At 42.9% G+C, this 16,290-nt stretch carries 17 protein-coding genes and 1 tRNA gene; 7 read left to right on the top strand and 11 right to left on the bottom strand.

Going from position 1 to position 16,290, the window contains the following annotated elements; translation table 11 throughout:
- Positions 1–3 precede the first annotated feature (3 nt).
- Both fpoN and ACC612_RS05815 read left to right on the top strand, forming a co-directional pair.
- Entirely contained in the window at positions 4–1,446 is a 1,443-nt protein-coding gene (gene fpoN, locus ACC612_RS05820) for a F(420)H(2) dehydrogenase subunit N (protein WP_371853550.1), read from the top strand.
- 13 nt (positions 1,447–1,459) lie between these two features.
- On the top strand, positions 1,460–1,822 hold the full coding sequence (locus tag ACC612_RS05815; protein WP_371853548.1) for a F420H2 dehydrogenase subunit FpoO: 363 nt from the start codon (positions 1,460–1,462) through the stop codon (positions 1,820–1,822).
- 59 nt (positions 1,823–1,881) lie between these two features.
- Here the strand turns inward: ACC612_RS05815 and ACC612_RS05810 are convergent, their stop codons facing one another.
- From ACC612_RS05810 to ACC612_RS05785, 6 genes are all read right to left on the bottom strand, one after another.
- Positions 1,882–3,147, bottom strand: coding sequence for a GntP family permease (locus tag ACC612_RS05810; RefSeq protein ID WP_371853546.1), 1,266 nt, complete (start codon positions 3,145–3,147; stop codon positions 1,882–1,884).
- Between the two features lie 68 nt (positions 3,148–3,215).
- Positions 3,216–4,259 carry a cytochrome d ubiquinol oxidase subunit II gene (gene cydB, locus ACC612_RS05805; RefSeq protein ID WP_371853545.1) on the bottom strand — a complete coding sequence of 348 codons (1,044 nt, stop codon included), beginning with the start codon at positions 4,257–4,259 and terminating at the stop codon, positions 3,216–3,218.
- Positions 4,260–4,261: 2 nt separating this feature from the next.
- Positions 4,262–5,578: a cytochrome ubiquinol oxidase subunit I gene (locus tag ACC612_RS05800; protein ID WP_371853544.1), complete on the bottom strand. Its 1,317-nt coding sequence runs from the start codon at positions 5,576–5,578 to the stop codon at positions 4,262–4,264.
- Positions 5,579–5,776: 198 nt separating this feature from the next.
- Positions 5,777–6,274 (bottom strand): ferritin-like domain-containing protein, encoded by a 498-nt coding sequence (locus tag ACC612_RS05795; RefSeq protein ID WP_371853543.1) that lies wholly within the window; start codon positions 6,272–6,274, stop codon positions 5,777–5,779.
- Positions 6,275–6,306: 32 nt separating this feature from the next.
- Complete coding sequence (locus ACC612_RS05790; protein ID WP_371853611.1) at positions 6,307–6,963, bottom strand: peroxiredoxin; 657 nt, start codon at positions 6,961–6,963, stop codon at positions 6,307–6,309.
- Between the two features lie 13 nt (positions 6,964–6,976).
- A complete protein-coding gene (locus ACC612_RS05785; protein ID WP_371853542.1) occupies positions 6,977–7,390 on the bottom strand; it encodes a Fur family transcriptional regulator in 414 nt (137 codons plus the stop codon).
- Positions 7,391–7,709: 319 nt separating this feature from the next.
- Between ACC612_RS05785 and ACC612_RS05780 the strand changes: the two genes are divergently transcribed.
- Positions 7,710–8,483, top strand: coding sequence for an exodeoxyribonuclease III (locus ACC612_RS05780; RefSeq protein ID WP_371853541.1), 774 nt, complete (start codon positions 7,710–7,712; stop codon positions 8,481–8,483).
- 37 nt (positions 8,484–8,520) lie between these two features.
- On the opposite strand, the gene ACC612_RS05775 is transcribed toward ACC612_RS05780, so the two are convergent.
- Together ACC612_RS05775 and ACC612_RS05770 are read right to left on the bottom strand one after the other, a co-directional pair.
- A complete protein-coding gene (locus tag ACC612_RS05775) occupies positions 8,521–8,976 on the bottom strand; it encodes a TIGR00725 family protein (protein ID WP_371853540.1) in 456 nt (151 codons plus the stop codon).
- A 30-nt stretch (positions 8,977–9,006) separates the two neighbouring features.
- The gene (locus ACC612_RS05770; RefSeq protein WP_371853610.1) at positions 9,007–9,528 is read right to left on the bottom strand and encodes a DUF367 family protein; all 522 of its coding nucleotides are present in this window, start codon (positions 9,526–9,528) and stop codon (positions 9,007–9,009) included.
- A gap of 146 nt (positions 9,529–9,674) precedes the next feature.
- Between ACC612_RS05770 and minD the strand changes: the two genes are divergently transcribed.
- The 4 genes from minD to ACC612_RS05750 are packed head-to-tail and all read left to right on the top strand — an operon-like array spanning position 9,675 to position 14,317.
- Complete coding sequence (gene minD / locus ACC612_RS05765; protein WP_371853539.1) at positions 9,675–10,484, top strand: cell division ATPase MinD; 810 nt, start codon at positions 9,675–9,677, stop codon at positions 10,482–10,484.
- Between the two features lie 11 nt (positions 10,485–10,495).
- Entirely contained in the window at positions 10,496–12,409 is a 1,914-nt protein-coding gene (locus ACC612_RS05760; RefSeq protein ID WP_371853538.1) for a type II/IV secretion system ATPase subunit, read from the top strand.
- Positions 12,402–13,325: a type II secretion system F family protein gene (locus ACC612_RS05755; protein WP_371853537.1), complete on the top strand. Its 924-nt coding sequence runs from the start codon at positions 12,402–12,404 to the stop codon at positions 13,323–13,325. The genes ACC612_RS05760 and ACC612_RS05755 overlap by 8 nt, the downstream gene beginning before the upstream one ends.
- Positions 13,326–13,327: 2 nt before the next feature.
- Positions 13,328–14,317, top strand: coding sequence for a type II secretion system F family protein (locus ACC612_RS05750; RefSeq protein ID WP_371853536.1), 990 nt, complete (start codon positions 13,328–13,330; stop codon positions 14,315–14,317).
- Here the strand turns inward: ACC612_RS05750 and ACC612_RS05745 are convergent.
- From ACC612_RS05745 to ACC612_RS05735, 3 genes are all read right to left on the bottom strand, one after another.
- Entirely contained in the window at positions 14,310–14,888 is a 579-nt protein-coding gene (locus ACC612_RS05745) for a FumA C-terminus/TtdB family hydratase beta subunit (RefSeq protein ID WP_371853535.1), read from the bottom strand. The genes ACC612_RS05750 and ACC612_RS05745 overlap by 8 nt on opposite strands.
- Positions 14,885–15,724, bottom strand: a complete 840-nt coding sequence (locus ACC612_RS05740) for a fumarate hydratase (protein WP_371853534.1) — start codon at positions 15,722–15,724, stop codon at positions 14,885–14,887. The genes ACC612_RS05745 and ACC612_RS05740 overlap by 4 nt, the downstream gene beginning before the upstream one ends.
- 366 nt (positions 15,725–16,090) lie before the next feature.
- Positions 16,091–16,173, bottom strand: a tRNA-Leu gene (locus ACC612_RS05735).
- Positions 16,174–16,290: the final 117 nt, after the last annotated feature.

The raw sequence follows: 16,290 nt of genomic DNA, 5'->3' as shown, positions 1-16,290 counted from the left end.
TAAATGGCAGATATGACCTTACTCACACCTGAACTTACTCTGGTGGGAACGGGACTTGCAGTCCTGCTCATCGGATTATTCCTTAGTGTGAAAACAAAAAAGATACTGGGTTACCTTGCGTCTCTGGGAATACTTGCATCCCTTGTGCTTGTAGTGACAAGTCTCGGGACAGAAGGCATGCTTTTCAATGATACTCTTTCCTTTGATGCATTATCCCAGTTCTTCAAGATAGTGTTCCTTTCAGTTGCTTTACTGGTATCTATTGCATCTATAAAGTACACTGAAGGCAATACACACACAGAGGAGTTCTACTCCCTGATGATCTTTGCAACAGCAGGTATGATGTTCGTAGCATCGGCCAATGACCTTATGGTTTTGTTCGTTGCTTTTGAGCTGGCAAGTCTTGCAACATATGCTTTGGCAGGTTTCGAGAAGAAGAATCCAGTTTCATTGGAAGCTTCAATGAAGTACTTCATGATAGGATCATTATCTGCAGCTTTGATGCTCTTTGGTATATCATTCATATATGGTGCGACAGGTACTACCAGCATCCCGGGTATTGCAGAAAACATAAGTTTACTACTCGGAAGCCCAATGGGTTTACTGGCTGTAGTTTTGATGATAGCAGGCCTTGGATTTAAGATCGCTCTCGTACCATTCCATATGTGGGCACCAGACACTTACCAGGGTTCTCCTTCGGTCGTGTCCTCACTGCTTGCAGCAGGCTCCAAGAAAATGGGCTTTGTAGCAGCTTTCAAGGTCTTCATGATAGCTCTGGTTGCTTTGCAGGCCGAGTGGACTACTGCATTTGCCATACTTGCAGTCATTACGATGACATTGGGTAATGTCGTGGCACTCTCACAGACCAGTGTCAAGAGAATGCTTGCATACTCATCCGTTGCCCAGGCAGGCTATATTACCATGGCCTTTGTAGTTATGACCAAGACAGCTCTTGCAGGCGCAATATTATATGCTCTGTCTCATGGTTTCATGAAAGCAGGTGCATTTATTGCAACTGCAGCGGTCACATACATGGTACTTTCCGAGAAAAAGGATGCAGAAGTGCCTGACCACATCGATAACTTCCGGGGCCTTGGCAAACGTATGCCGGTCACTGCTCTCTGTATGACCATTTTCCTCTTTGCTCTTGCAGGTATACCCCTTACAGCCGGTTATATGAGTAAGTTCGTGCTGTTCGCATCAACCATAGAAGCCGGACTTGTGTGGTTGGCAGTTATCGCGATCCTCAACAGTGCAATCTCACTGTTCTATTATGCCAGAGTTGTGAAATACATGTATTTCCTGCCTTCTGATGGAGTAAAGATCGCAGAGCCAAAGTCATACACATTTGCAATGGTTATTGCAGCAATATTTGTATTGGCAATTGGTTTCTGGTCAGAACCATTCATCTACTGGGCAATGGAAGCCGCAAAGGTGTTAATCTAAGGAGGTAAAGAAAATGGCAGATTGCGATCTATGTGGCGTTTCAATACCCACTGTTGTTCCTGTAAGGGCTTTTGCTCCTCGCTTTGAGCATTCATATCCGGAGGGCATCTGGAAAGGACTATGTGAACAATGTCTTAAGGCGGCAAAAGAGACCGCTGACATGACAGCAACATCCAGTTCATGCGGAACTGCCGGAAAGTGCGACCTGTGTGGAGCTATTGCACAATTGCAGCCTGTACAGATATCCAGGCCTTCTTTTTCAAAAGGTGAAGAAGAGGATACTGTGATGCTCTGCAAAAAGTGTCTTGCTTCTGTGCAGGAAGCAGATAAAAACTGGCAAAAGCAGAAAGCAGAAGAACACCATGACCACCACTAAGACCGGATAATTATCCTGGTCTTTTCTTTTTTCTTTTTTGCCCGTTTATCTTGGTATTTTTAAAATGCTATTATGTATCCGCACCCAAGGAGCAGCAAGCCTGTAAACCCCATCAGGATGCCGCCGAAGGTATATTCTCTAAGGGCTTCTTTGGTTTCCATTTCTGACAGATCTCTAAAAATCCAGAAGAATGGATCGTTTACGTGAGAGAAGAGAAAAGTACCACATGCCATTGATAATAGACTTATCTCCGCTGGAAGTCCAAGCTGGGGGAGGATGGGCATTATTAGGGAGGGTACTACCAGCATCGTGACAACACGCGAACCTTGCACCGTCTGCACTGCCACAGCTACCAGGAAAGGTATCAACAAAGCAGGAAGAGCCAAATTTATGAATAAATTGCCCAATGCTTCACCTGCTCCTGTCATTGCGAATGTGGCTCCGAGTGCTCCACCCCCACACAGGTCCAACAGCACTATACCACTGCGTCTGATGGCCTTCTCTACCCATTCATGCAGTTCTTTACCATATGATCGTGACCACCCCAGGCAGAGCATCACACCAATTAGTAATGCCACATCAGGCTCTCCTATGAACCTGATCACGGGATTAGATGCAAAAACACCCGCAAGTATCAGCAGAATGGGTAGGCAGATAGGCAAGTATGCTGAAGCTCTACTGACCTGTTTTTCCTCAAAGGAAATTGCCTTTATGAGATCGAGATATGCATTGATCTTTACTGATCGGGATGCATACAAGTATCCTACAAATGTCATCGGTAGGGATATCATTAATCCCATAAAGAATATTTTAGCAACATCAACGTTCAGTTCACTTGCAGCACTGAGTATGACAGGTGAAGGGTATACCATATCAAAGGAGGCCAGTGTTCCAAGTACAAGTGAAGTTGCAGCTACTCCGGTTGGAATATTTAATTTCCGGCTCACATCTTTTGCCAGAGGAGAAAATACTACATAAGCAAGGATAGAACACATAAAAGGCACAGCAAACAGAAAACCCAGAATATTTAAGGCCAGCAGAGGCTTTCTGGATAGCCGGATAAGATCATTGGCAATGACATCCATACGTCCTGTTCTTTCCAGAACCAGCCCAATGATGCTACCGGCAGTGATAATTATAGCAAACTGTGAGAACACCTTGCCCATGCCTGAAGATATGGTAGTTAGTGCATCTTCAGGTCTGCCAGCCATTATTCCTACAAATAGTGAGGTTATCACAAGACTGAGGAACGGATGTAGGCGCACATAGGTCGTCAGTATAAGCACAACAACCAGAGAAAGTAAAAAGATCAGCAAAGGCCCCATGAAGAAAATACTTCTATTCAGACCTATTAAACATTTATGTTCGAATAAAAAACAGAAAGGAAAACAGGTCAGTAATCGACCTGTTCCGTCTCTTTGATCTTTTCCTTGAACAGGGTATATACCCACAGCTGGTAGATGATGACTATGGGTACGAACACCAGTGCTCCTCCAAGCATGATACTCAAGGTCATCTGGCTCGATGCAGCCTCAAAGACATCTATTCCGTATTCAAGAGCAACAGATGACTTCAGCATGTATGGATATATGCTTGCAAGTCCGCTCTCGACAATGAACAATATCGTTCCAAGGTTACAGCAAAAAGCCAAGAATGCCTTTTCCTGCTTTGCAAAAACCACAGCAAGTATTGCAGCTATAACTGCGAGAGCTGGCAGTGCATACAGAGCAGGTGTGGCCGAATAGTTTGCTGTAAAGCCTTCGATGCCTGCAAAGGAATATGCAAGGTAGACCAAAGAAAGCACCAGCACAACAATACTGGTCTTCTTTGCAATGTCTCCTGCTTTTGTAGCCAGGGCACCTTCTGTCTTGACCTTGATCCACAGAGCACCTGAAGTAACACTGATAAGCACGAACAAGACACCGCCTATCAATGCATATGGACCGAACAGTCCAAGAAGGGTGCCTTCATAAACTCCTCCGGCAGCTATTTCAAGACCCTTGAAGAAGTTTGCAAATGCAACCCCCAGAACCAAAGAGACCAGAAGGCTTCCAACGAACCATCCCCACATGAGCACATTCTGTATCTTGGAACTGTCATCCTTGTGAAGATATTCCACTGAAATGCCCCTTGCTATCAGACCGATGAGCAGTAACATCATCGGGAGGTACAGGAATGTAAACATCTTGGAGAATACCAGCGGAAATGCAGCGAAAGTTCCTCCGGCAGCCAGGATGAGCCAGACCTCATTCCCACCCCAGAAAGGACCCACAGATCTCTGGACCTGTATCCTCTGCACCTTATCTTTGGCAATAAAGGGCGTTAAAAGACCTGCACCCAGGGAAAATGAGTCTACAATGAAGTAGACTCCCCATATTACACACCACAGGAAAAACCAGATTACTGCAAGAATGTCGCGAGTTAGGAAATCCAACATATTCACTCAACTCCTATGGCATTAACCACGGTTTTCTTTATAAGGTATATTTCAAAGACTATCAATGCAAGATAAAATCCACTGATCAGAAGAATACTTAACAATACATCTGATAGCGGAACTGAGGATATACCATTAGCTGTCTTCAATAGCCCGTATACTATCCAGGGCTGCCTTCCTACTTCAGCTACGATCCAGCCAGCAGTTATGGCAATATATGGAAGAGGAATCGACCACATCAGCAGCTTCAGATATTTATCTGACATGTACAGTTTTCCTGACTTTTGCAGATATAAGCCTGCAAGAGCCTCTGCAATGAAAATAAAGCCTAGTATTGTCATCAACTTGAAACTCCAGAATACCATTCCAACAGGCGGCAATTCGTCCTGAGGTAGCTGGTTAAGTCCTGTAATTGTTCCACTGAAACTTCCAGTATACAGGAAGCTTGCAAAACCCGGAATTCCCAGTAATTCGATACTGTTAGAACCAGTACTTGCATCCGGTACCTGTATCAGATACATGGGTACTGAGGATCCTGTTTCCCATACTGCATCCATTGCTGCCCCCTTTGCAGGCTGGACCTCAACAACGTATTGTGCATAACCATGACCAAGAACCGGAAGCAAGACTGCAGTAACTAGTGCTACGATAACCGCTATGCTGAAAGACTTCCTGAATACGTCATTGTTGTTCTTTTTAAGGAAATGGTATGCACAGATCCCCATTATCAGGAACGCAGTCAGCAGATATGCTGAAAGCAAAGTATGCACCAGCATGTACCATACATAACTGTTTGTAAGGAGAGCAATGAAATCTGTCATTATAACCTTGCTTCCATCAGCTGCCATCTCATAGCCTACGGGATTTTGCATAAACCCATTTGCTGTGATGATCCACAATGCAGATATGTTAGTACCCAGAGCGACCATCCACATGGAAAAGGCCTTTAGTTTCTGACGGTTGCGGTCAAGGAATATCCATGCACCAAAGAAAGTGCCTTCAAGGAAGAAAGCCAATAATGCTTCCACTGCCAAAGGTGGTCCAAAGACATCACCCATGAACTCAGAATAAGCACCCCAGTTCGTTCCAAACTGGAAAGTCATTGCAAGTCCTGTAACAAGACCTATTGCAAAGTTAATCTTGAATATCCGGCCCCAGAAATCGGCCATCTTCCGCCAGGTTTCATCTTTATTCTTGTAGTATACCGTCTCCATGGTGGCTACTAACAATGCAAGTCCCAGTGTTAATGGAACGAACAGGAAATGAAATGCAACTGTTAGAGCGAACTGAAGCCGGCTTAATAAAAGCAACTCAACCAATCTTATCCCTCATTTGTTAATTAATTTGTCAATAATCACAATCCAGATAACCAGATTGTAACTCCACATCTATTCCACCCAAATTATATTGTGTCATATTGTAATTTTTAAACCATGTTTTCAACTAGAGTGACATAAAGCTTATAACAACAATAAAGGAAAGGTTCTGACCTTTAATGGTCAGGAGCCTTTATACTATCAATCTCTGCGCTGCAATAGCTCGATATCTTCCATCACTGCCTGCAGGTCATCCTCATGCTCAATCTCATCTGTAAGGATCTGGAGCACTATGTTGTAGGTCACAGGATCTTTATCCTTGACCATCTGAAGGATGCCATTGTATACCTGGATAGCGCACTGCTCACCCTTGATGTTCTGTTCAAGTATCTTTTTCACAAAGGGGTCTTTGGGAGCGTCATAACCACAGTGTGAAAGCTTGTCCCAGTCTGCAGGGGACAGCACTGGTGTTCCACCAAGCTGAATGATCCTGGTGGCAAGCATGTCGGCATGCCTTAGCTCATCAGCTGCGTGCTGGATAAGTTCCGCAGCTGCTTCCTCCTTCATGGGGCCTTTGATTACTTTTGCCCCTACCCAGTACTGATAGTAGGCATACCATTCATCAGCTAATGCCCTGTTCAGTTTAGCTACAAGTTCATCAACATTTATCCCAAGGATCTCTATTCCTTTAGTTCCCATTTTTTATCAACTCCACTTTACAAAGGAAACATTCACTTAGATTCTTTCTTAAAGCAGATGAACCAATCCAGGCAATACTTACCTTCTTCCTTCTTCTCAACACGCTCTTTTGCAACGCCGCATGACCCCGGTGGCGGGATTATGACATCTTCTCCAGGCTGCCAGTTTGCAGGAGTTGCAATTCCTTCAGCATCTGATTTCTGCATAGCCAGGAGCAATCTCTTGATCTCGGCCATGTTCCTGCCGTTAGACAGTGGATAGTAAAGAACGGCTCTTACCTTTGCTTTTGGGTCAATGATGAAAACTGCTCTTACTGCCTGTGTGTTAGAAGCATTTGGTTGCACCATTCCGAATTTCTTGGCAACGTCCATCCTCAGGTCTTCGATAACCGGGAAAGTGACCTCTACATTCTTCATGCCCCTGAACTCGATCTTCTCTTTGATGGTACGGAGCCATGCAATGTGCGCATATACACTGTCGATGGAAAGACCAATAAGCTCTGTGTTGAGTTTCTTGAATTCATCCTGCATAGAAGCAAAGGTCATGAATTCAGTAGTACAAACCGGTGTGAAATCAGCAGGGTGACTGAACAGGATTACCCATTTGCCTTTGTAATCTTCCGGGAACTTGATCTCGCCCATTGTGGTCTTTGCTGTGAACTTCGGTGCATCGTCGCCTATTAAAGGCATAGTTACTCTTTCTTCATCCATTTCTATTCTCCTCCTTGCATTGTTTACATGTCCCATAGAAATTAGTACTCATTGAATCAATACTGAATCCTTCTATATCCTCGGCTATTTTCATTGAATAGTCGAACAATTTTTCTGACTGAAAGTCATCCATCTTTCCACACTTTCTGCAGATCAGATGATGATGTGGTACAAAATTTGCTTCAAACCTTGTGACCCCTTTTACATTCACCTCCTCAAGTAACCCTTTCTGAGAAAGGAACTTCAGGTTTTTATAAACCGTAGCCTTGCTGATGCGAGTCAGTTTTTTCCTGACACCATCATAAACTTCATCAACAGTAGGATGACCTTTGTGTTCACGCAGGAAAGCGATTATCTCCACACGCTGGTTAGTGTATTTCATATCTGCTTCCCCTATGGTATCCATTACAATTACACCTGTACCTGCCTTGAAGGCATTTTTGTCTGGATATAGATGATATCCAATTCTAAATGATATTCATTATTATTTAAGAATTTCGTTCAATTGATAGTTCGTATTAGATAAAACTGATTTTCACTTCAAACATTGAACTTTAGGTCGTAAGTACTTGACCTTGACAGCAAATATCTTCTTACATTACCTATGAAATTTAGCAGATCATGAATAAAACATTTTTACTTAGCTCTCTGGAATAGTAATAACAAAAATTGCTTTCAAAGGTTCAGTTTATATATCCACCTGTACAATGGAACCTGGATAAAAGATGAGCCGCATCAAGATACTTTCATGGAATGTCAATGGCCTTCGTGCTGCGTACAAAAAGGGATTTATGGACATTTTCACAACACATCAACCAGATATCCTCTGTCTCCAGGAAACAAAAGCACAGGAAGACCAGTTACCTTCAAACCTAAGACATGTGGATGGATATAAAGCGTATTTCTCTTCTGCAGAAAAGAAAGGATATAGCGGAGTGGGCCTCTACACCAGACAAGAGCCAAAAGAGATCAGCCATGAAGTAGGAATTGAAAAGTTTGATACAGAAGGGAGAATCTTAACCTCGGATTATGGGGAGTTCATGCTTTTTAATGTGTACTTCCCTAATGGTAAAGCCTCCAGGGAGAGGCTTGATTTTAAAATGGAATTTTATGACATGTTCCTGGAACGTCTGGATGCTCTTAAAGCACAGGGCAAGAAGCTCATAATTTGTGGAGATGTGAATACAGCACATAAAGAAATAGACCTGGCACGCCCCAAGGAGAATGAGAAAGTTTCCGGATTCCTGCCTCAGGAAAGAGCCTGGATAGATAAATTGATAGATCATGGCTACCTGGACACTTTGCGCATGTTCAACGACCAGTCCGGCAAGTATACCTGGTGGGATATGAAAACAAAGGCCAGAGAAAGAAATGTTGGCTGGAGAATAGATTACTTCTTTGCCAGTGATAACTTGAAGGATAACATAAAGTCTTCTTTTATCCTGTCGGAAATCATGGGTTCAGATCATTGCCCTATTGGGATAGAACTTGAAATATGAATTGGATAGCAGAAAAATGGTTAAGAACTGCTTTTTTTTATGGAATTGCATTCAATGCAAAATCTACAGCCTCTTGGGGATCAGTGGCCTTGATGGTTCCCTCAATACCCCATTTGCTTTCAATAACAACAACCGTCTTTCCCATTTTAAGGGCTATGGCAATTTCTGAAAGAGTACCGTACTCACCACCAACAGCGATCAAAACATCAGAAGATGCAGCAATAATGGCATTGCGTGCATGCCCCATATTAGTGACTATTTGGAAGTCAATGTACCTGTTGGCGTCTTCTCGGCTATTACCTGGGAGGATGCCTATGGTAGTTCCCCCTTGACGTTTTGCCCCACGAGCAGAGGCCTCCATGACACCGCCCAATCCTCCGCATATCAGAGTCACACCACGCAAAGCCAGTTCACGGCCTATTTCTTCAGCTATCATCTCTGTTTTATTGTCACAGACCCCGCCGCCTATTACTCCTACCTGCATTTTTACCATATGTTACCCTCCCCCCAGTAGTGATTACTTTTATATATATTCGGACTGGATGTTAAGTATTTCCATACTGTCTTTGGCCATGGAGTATTCTTCCAGAGGTTCGTGGTTAAGCTCCAGAAACGTATGTCCCCAGTTGAACTTGGAAAGTATAGAAGCAGCTTGCTCTTTATATCCAAGTATGTATAAAGAAGCGGCAAAAGCTTCCACGGATGTAAGTTTGAAAGGGCGGCCAAAGTTAACCGGATTACCCGCAACAAGATATGGTAAAGCACGGTGCTGCAGGTCAAGCATGAGTAACTGGGGAAAAACAGATTCCACATGTTCCCAGGAACAGTCAAGTACAGTAAGCCCTTTTTTGACGTTATCAGCCGGAGAGAGAGCTTTTTCAGCCATCGGATCAAGAAGGATAGAACCTCTGGGAATAGCATTTACTTTCTCAACCAAGCGAGCGAGATTGAAGCGTACCATTTTCCTACCAGTGCATTTTTTGGGATCACACTGTCCTGCATGATAAAGATATAAACGAACCTCTCTTGACTTGCTTTGTTCCATACGTTGTTGATGGAATTTCCTATATATAGCTTGAGCGTAATTCAATAGCCTTTATTTTATAGTTATCTTTTTATATTTATATTGCCTAATTCTTTGTATAAAGTTTGAACTGAAAGTAAGAATAGATGATCAAAGTTGTGAATAAGATGGCTGCCAAAATATACACAATAACTTCCGGAAAAGGAGGAACTGGTAAAAGCATGTTTGCTGTCAATCTGGCAGCAGCACTTGCCGGTCTTGCAAAAAAGACTCTTTTGATTGATGCTGACCTTGGCATGGCAAATATAGGTCTTATGCTGGGATTGGAGAATAATAAGATCACACTACATGAAGTATTGGCTGATGAAGCCAATGTCACCGATACACTGTGCGACGGACCTAACGGCCTTAAAATCCTTCCCTGTGGCATATCCTTGCAGGGATTCAAAAAGGCAGATCCATCCAAGCTCAAAGATGTTATATCTGAAATGGCACCAAATTTTGAATTTATTATTATTGACACTCCTACGGGAATGAACCACATAACTGCCACTTGCATAGAACTATGTAATGAAGTTCTACTGGTACTTACACCTGAAATGACCGCCATTGCAGATGGCTCTAAGATGAAAACAATTGCAGCATTACTAGGAAAAGAAGTCACGGGTATGGTACTTAACAGAACTGTGCCAGTACACGATGAACAATACAGAGAAAAGCTGGCAAAATCACTTGATATGAAAATACTTGAAGTGCTGCCTGAGGATGTTAGTGTACCCAATAGTATAACAGGCAAAAGTCCGGTGGTTACAAAATATCCATACTCAGAGATCTCTATAGCAATGAACAGGCTTGGAGCCGCACTCTGTGGGATAAAAATACCTGAACTTGAAGAGGGAAAAGGCCAAAAAAAGCAAAAAACTGAAAAAGCACGTCTTTCAGGTGCTAAGTTGCCTTTCTCCCAGTCTAAAAAATAAGAGGTCATAGCATGGATCTTGCCGATGGAGTCCAACATGGTGGGAATGCAGAAGAAGTACCACTTCCTGCAATTCCAGGAACCAATAAACATAATAAGAATTCAAAATCTGAAGAGGCTATTGATCTACTCCTTTCAGATATAGATAATTATTCTGATTCTTATGAGACTGCAGATGATCTGAAATCTCATCTGGCAGAGGATCATAACAAATTGATTACAAACCACAGTATTGATTTTGACAAGAGCTCCGAATGGGAGCAGAAAGTAAAAAGCGTTATTAATAGCAAGGAATTTGCTGTTGAGTATGGGGGAAAGACAGAAGAGGAAAAAGAAGTTCCTCTACACCAGCGATTGATAGATATTATTTCTAATAAACAGGAACTTGAAGAGGCATACAACATTGCAATACATGGTCCTATCGTTGACTTTGCTGTTCCTGAAGGAAGCAATTTCAAAGAAATAGAGATGTATCCGGTTAATGCTCCATATGCCTACATTAGAATTGCATATAATCCTGTCACGCATGAATATCAATATCAGGTTCTTGAACCCCTGCTTTCCGAAGAGGAAAAGAAACTGCTGGAAAATATGAAACAGCAGTTGATAGAGACGCTTGAGCTCAACTTAAAGGAAACCGATCACAAGAGTGCTGAAAAATATCTAAGGGAATATAGTACCAAATATTTAAGAGAATATAAGATAGATATTTCAGTCCGTAAAAGGGAAAGAGTGATGTATCACTTGATCAGGGACTTCCTCGGTTTTGGAAGAATAGATCCACTCATGCGCGATATGAGACTTGAGGATGTATCATGTGATGGGCCCAACACTCCTATCTATGTATTCCACAAATCCTATAACTCAGTGCCCACGAATGTGATCTTCTCTGATGATGATGAGCTCGATGCTTTCGCCATAAGGATTGCTCAGTTATGCGGAAGACACATATCCATAGCAAACCCGCTTCTCGATGCGACAATGCCAGATGGGTCACGTATCCAGCTTACTCTTGGAAGAGAGGTTACCACCCGTGGAAGCACGTTTACCATAAGACGGTTCAACGAGAATCCCATAACACCGGCAAATCTCGTCAATTACCATACATTCTCCACAGCCATGATGGCATACCTGTGGATGGCCGTGGATTCGAGTAAAAGCATAGTATTCGTTGGAGGTACAGCATCAGGTAAAACAACTGCAATGAATGCAGTATCTCTTTTCATCCAGCCTGAGATGAAGATAGTATCCATTGAAGATACAAGGGAACTAAACCTTTCACATCCCAACTGGATACCAGGTGTCACCAGGGAATCCTTTGCAGGTGAAGAGAGAGGTTCTATTCAGATGTATGAGCTTTTAAGAGCAGCTCTTAGACAAAGGCCTGAATACATTCTTGTGGGTGAAGTGCGTGGAGCAGAAGCGTATGTACTTTTCCAGGCAATGTCAACAGGTCATACTACATTCTCTACTATGCATGCAGATTCGGTACAATCTGTTGTACACAGACTTGAGAACCCGCCTATCAACGTTCCAAGGATAATGATCCAGGCTCTTGACATTGTTTCTATTCAGGCACAAGTAAAAGTGAATGAAGAGAGAGTAAGGAGATGCAAATCCCTTACGGAAATTGTAGGTGTTGATCCAAGAACTGGAGAATTGCTCACGAATGAGGTTTTCATCTGGGATGCAGCAAAGGATGCTTTCCAATATTCAGGTCGTTCATACGTTCTGGAAAACATTATGGAGAGCAGAGGATGGACTGAAGAAAAACTCAAAGATGAACTTAAGAAAAGACAAGATATTCTTGAATGGGCGCGTCTGAAAAAGATCAGTCACTTCAAAGACTTTGCTAAACTTGTTGTGACTTACGGCAGGGAACCTGAGACTATAATGAAGCAGGTAAGGCAGGATATGAATGACTAACATATTTTTTAGTCTGGCCCATGAGATATTCGGAAAATATTATGATAACCGAAGGCATGAGTATTACAGTCTTCGACTGAACATGCTCAGGAACAGAATGAGCATAGGCTATGACATGTACATGTCCGGTGCTTTGCTCACTTCGTTTTTATGTGCGGTCTTTGCTCTCATTGCCGTCAATCTGCTTTTCTATTTAGTAGGAGTTCCTGATTTTACAGGATCAAGAATAACTGCTCCCCAATGGATGCTTCAGTTCAGCCATTACAAAGAAATCGCTGAATGGTTAGTTCTGAACATAATTACCGGGATCTTTGTATTCAGTGCTGTATACAAAACATTCGTGTTATATCCAGCTGTCATGGCCGGAGAAAGGAAGCGAGGAATAGAGCGTATGCTTCCTTATGCAATTAACTATATGTCCTCCATGGCAGGAGCAGGAGTACTTCCATTAGAACTTTTTCGTTCTCTTGCATCTAATGACATATATAAAGATGTGGCAGTTGAAGCCAGATATCTCGTAAGGGATATCGAAGTACTGGGACTTAACCTTGTCTCAGGCATGAGGAATCTGGCTCTTACGACTCCTTCGCCCTCATTGCAGGATTTTCTGCAAGGGGCGATCACAGTCATAACATCCGGAGGAGAACTGGAGCCTTATTTTAAGATAAAGACAGAGCAATATCTGATAGAGAACAGACAAAAGCAAAAAGAATTCCTGGAAACTCTGGGCCTTCTAGGTGAAACCTATGTTACAGCTTTTGTTGCAGGACCTTTGTTCATGATAGTTGTCATATCGATCATGGCAATAATGGGAGGAGCTGAAATGGTCTTCCTGTATCTGATAATTTATGCAATCATACCCTTTGGAAGCGCAATGTTCATTCTACTAATCAGCAGCATGACACCGGAGGCCTAAGAATGGAATGGAAAAAACTCTTTAGGAATGAGTTTCCTCTGGACCCAAACCTTGATGAGGAAACGCTTTGTCAGATCGAAGAAACTACGGTACGTGTTGGATTGGAGAATTCCCGTAAGAACGTGATCTTAAAGCAGTTCATAAAAAATCCCTACGCAACACTGTGCATCTATCCGGATTACACCTTCATTTTGAGTGCACCTCTGGCAATTATATTCCTTATATCCGGCCTTATACGCAATTGGCCTAATCCGATAGTAGATGATGTGATTTTCTTTAGTGTTCTGATAGCAATAGCCCCTGCTTCCCTTATGTACCAGAAGAAAATGAAGCATGTTAGCAAAATAGAGGAATATTTGCCTACTTTTCTTAGGGACATTTCTGAGATGAGCCGTGCAGGACTTACTCTTCCAAGAGCGGTGGCAACAGTGGCAAAAGGAGAATACGGAGAGCTTTCTAATGAGATAAAGAAGATGAACACTCGTATGTCCTGGGGAGTTTCCTTCGAAGAGGCACTGCTTACTTTTGCCAGAAAGATGAACACAGCTCTTATAGGCAGATCTGTTGCTCTGATCACTCAGGCAAGCAAAGCCGGAGGAAAAGTCTCACAGGTATTGGAAGCTGCAGCAAGGGATGCTACAGAAGTAAAACAGCTTGAAAGGGAGCGAAAAGGTAACATGATGGTATATCTGGTGATCATCTACATGTCGTTCTTCGTGTTCCTTTTTGTCATAGCTATGCTTGCAACGACCTTCGTGCCTACCATGGCAACAGCAGGCCAGGCTGCCACAGATGCAGGTGCAGGAAGTCAGTTCATGGGTGCATTCAACCCGGACCTTTTTATAAGAATAATGTTCCACGCATCTCTTATACAGGGATTTTTCAGCGGGCTTGTAGCCGGACAGATGGGAGAAGGCGCAGCAACCGCTGGCCTGAAACATTCCATTATTCTGTCAATGATAGCGTGGATTACATTCACCTTCCTTATCTGAGCTGACAGAAAGCCGTGAGGGCTTTTTCCCTCACTTTTTCAAAAAGATCGTTACCATGAGCATCTATACCAACTATAAGGGGACCAAAGCGTTCGACTTCAAGTTCCCATACAGCTTCAGGCATTCCTAATTGCAGCCAATGTACCGATCTGACCTTTTTTATTGAACCTGCTGCTAGGGCGGCGCATCCTCCCGTATAGGCTAGATACACACACCTATCCTTAAGTGTCTCAGTCACCCCTTGCATGCCTCCTTTACCAATAAGCGCACGCACATTGTGTTTTTCAAGCAGTTTTGGCGTCATCTTAGCCATTCTGGCACTTGTAGTAGGACCGGAAGCAACTGCTTTCCACTGATCGTTTTCCTGGACCATCAGGGGGCCACAATGATAAATTACAGCACCTTCAAGGTCAATGGGCAGTTTTTCACCTGCTTCATCCAATTCCAGTATGTGAGCATGTGCTTCATCTCTTGCAGTGTACACAATGCCACTAATGTATACGACATCACCCACTGAGAGTTGTGTTATATCTTCAGCTTTAAGAGGCGTAACTAGCTCGTAGGTGCTCATTGTTCACCTCCCAGGACCACAGTAGCATGTCTGTTTGCCCAGCACTGGATATTGACTGCCACTGGCAATGATGCAGTATGACAGTGTGCCTGTTTAACATGCACAGCAAGAGCAGTGATGTTACCCCCCATTCCCATGGTACCTATCCCCAACTTATTGATGTCATTGAGCAGCTCAAGTTCAAAAGCATCCATGTCGCCCATGTTCATTAGAAGAGCTTGCTTTGCAAGCCTTGCTGATTTATCAAAAGAACCTCCGATGCCAACACCCACAACAATAGGAGGGCATGGCATGCCACCGGCTTTGAGCACTGTCTCCAGCACGAATTCTCTTATCTTTGAGGTTTCTGTAGGATTTAGCATGCGTAAGGCGCTCATGTTCTCAGAGCCTGCACCTTTTGGAGCTACCGTGATGCTAAGCTTGTTGCCTTCTACAAAACTGTAGTTAATGTCCGGCAGGCCTGCGCCTGTATTGTCCCCGCTGTTTTTTCTGGAAAGAGGGGATACGGCATTGGGCCTAAGTGGCACTTGTACTGTTGCACGGCGCACACCTTCAATAATAGCACCTTCAAGATCAAAATCAATTATCAAAGAGCGGCCAATTTCTACAAAGAATACCATGATACCCGTGTCCTGGCACATGGGTATTAACTGCTTTTTGGATAGTTCAATGTTCTTCAGGATGGCTGCAAGCTGTGCTTTTGCAATTTCAGATCCTTCTTTATTATATGCATTTTCAATCGCACAGACTACATCATAAGAAAGGGAAGTCTCAGCTTCCCTTATAATGTCTACTGTTGCTATAGCTACGTCCTCATAAGTTATCTTCCCTGTCAAAGAAACACCCCAAAAAGTGAATTGAATACCAACACATTACTATTTGTTATTGAATTGAGCATAGATTACTGCCGCAACAATTATGCAGCAACATAGCCCGAGTTTAATTGTTTTTCTTATCGTTATACCACCCACACAATAAAGTTTATTTTGATAGATCTCCATTGCAACAAGTACCGTTTATTTGCAACGGGAACCATTATTTACCCTTACAGCTGGGCCTTCTCTTTGAGGCTTAACTATATAAATATTCCCAGACCACAATAAGAACAAATTAGCGCAACAAATGCACTGTAAAGATAGAAGAGATTACAAAATAAAGACGAAAGAAGTATCACAAACAAAACAAGAAATAAGAAATATGAGTGCGGGAGAAGGGATTCGAACCCCCGAACGCCTGCGCGAGTAGATCTTGAGTCTACCACCGTTGGCCGCTTGGTTACTCCCGCATTCAGGATTAAGATAGCAGTAATAACGGTATCAATTATAAATCTAACTGTCCACAAAGTATCTAGCAGAACATATTCAACGGAAGATTCATATCTTACAGATACTAAGTTCATCAT

The sequence above is a fragment of the Methanomethylovorans sp. genome, assembly GCF_041447285.1.
Classification (GTDB): Archaea; Halobacteriota; Methanosarcinia; order Methanosarcinales; family Methanosarcinaceae; genus Methanomethylovorans.
Note: the sequence above shows the minus strand (reverse complement) of the source record. Positions and strands in the feature narration are given on the sequence as shown.

Coding starts and splice junctions, on each gene's coding strand:
- fpoN (WP_371853550.1), top strand. CDS start 4: ATGGCAGATATGACCTTACTCACACCTGAACTTACTCTGGTGGGAACG.
- ACC612_RS05815 (WP_371853548.1), top strand. CDS start 1,460: ATGGCAGATTGCGATCTATGTGGCGTTTCAATACCCACTGTTGTTCCT.
- ACC612_RS05810 (WP_371853546.1), bottom strand. CDS start 3,147: ATGGGGCCTTTGCTGATCTTTTTACTTTCTCTGGTTGTTGTGCTTATA.
- cydB (WP_371853545.1), bottom strand. CDS start 4,259: ATGTTGGATTTCCTAACTCGCGACATTCTTGCAGTAATCTGGTTTTTC.
- ACC612_RS05795 (WP_371853543.1), bottom strand. CDS start 6,274: ATGGGAACTAAAGGAATAGAGATCCTTGGGATAAATGTTGATGAACTT.
- ACC612_RS05790 (WP_371853611.1), bottom strand. CDS start 6,963: ATGCCTTTAATAGGCGACGATGCACCGAAGTTCACAGCAAAGACCACA.
- ACC612_RS05785 (WP_371853542.1), bottom strand. CDS start 7,390: ATGGATACCATAGGGGAAGCAGATATGAAATACACTAACCAGCGTGTG.
- ACC612_RS05780 (WP_371853541.1), top strand. CDS start 7,710: ATGAGCCGCATCAAGATACTTTCATGGAATGTCAATGGCCTTCGTGCT.
- ACC612_RS05775 (WP_371853540.1), bottom strand. CDS start 8,976: ATGGTAAAAATGCAGGTAGGAGTAATAGGCGGCGGGGTCTGTGACAAT.
- ACC612_RS05770 (WP_371853610.1), bottom strand. CDS start 9,528: ATGGAACAAAGCAAGTCAAGAGAGGTTCGTTTATATCTTTATCATGCA.
- minD (WP_371853539.1), top strand. CDS start 9,675: ATGGCTGCCAAAATATACACAATAACTTCCGGAAAAGGAGGAACTGGT.
- ACC612_RS05760 (WP_371853538.1), top strand. CDS start 10,496: ATGGATCTTGCCGATGGAGTCCAACATGGTGGGAATGCAGAAGAAGTA.
- ACC612_RS05755 (WP_371853537.1), top strand. CDS start 12,402: ATGACTAACATATTTTTTAGTCTGGCCCATGAGATATTCGGAAAATAT.
- ACC612_RS05750 (WP_371853536.1), top strand. CDS start 13,328: ATGGAATGGAAAAAACTCTTTAGGAATGAGTTTCCTCTGGACCCAAAC.
- ACC612_RS05745 (WP_371853535.1), bottom strand. CDS start 14,888: ATGAGCACCTACGAGCTAGTTACGCCTCTTAAAGCTGAAGATATAACA.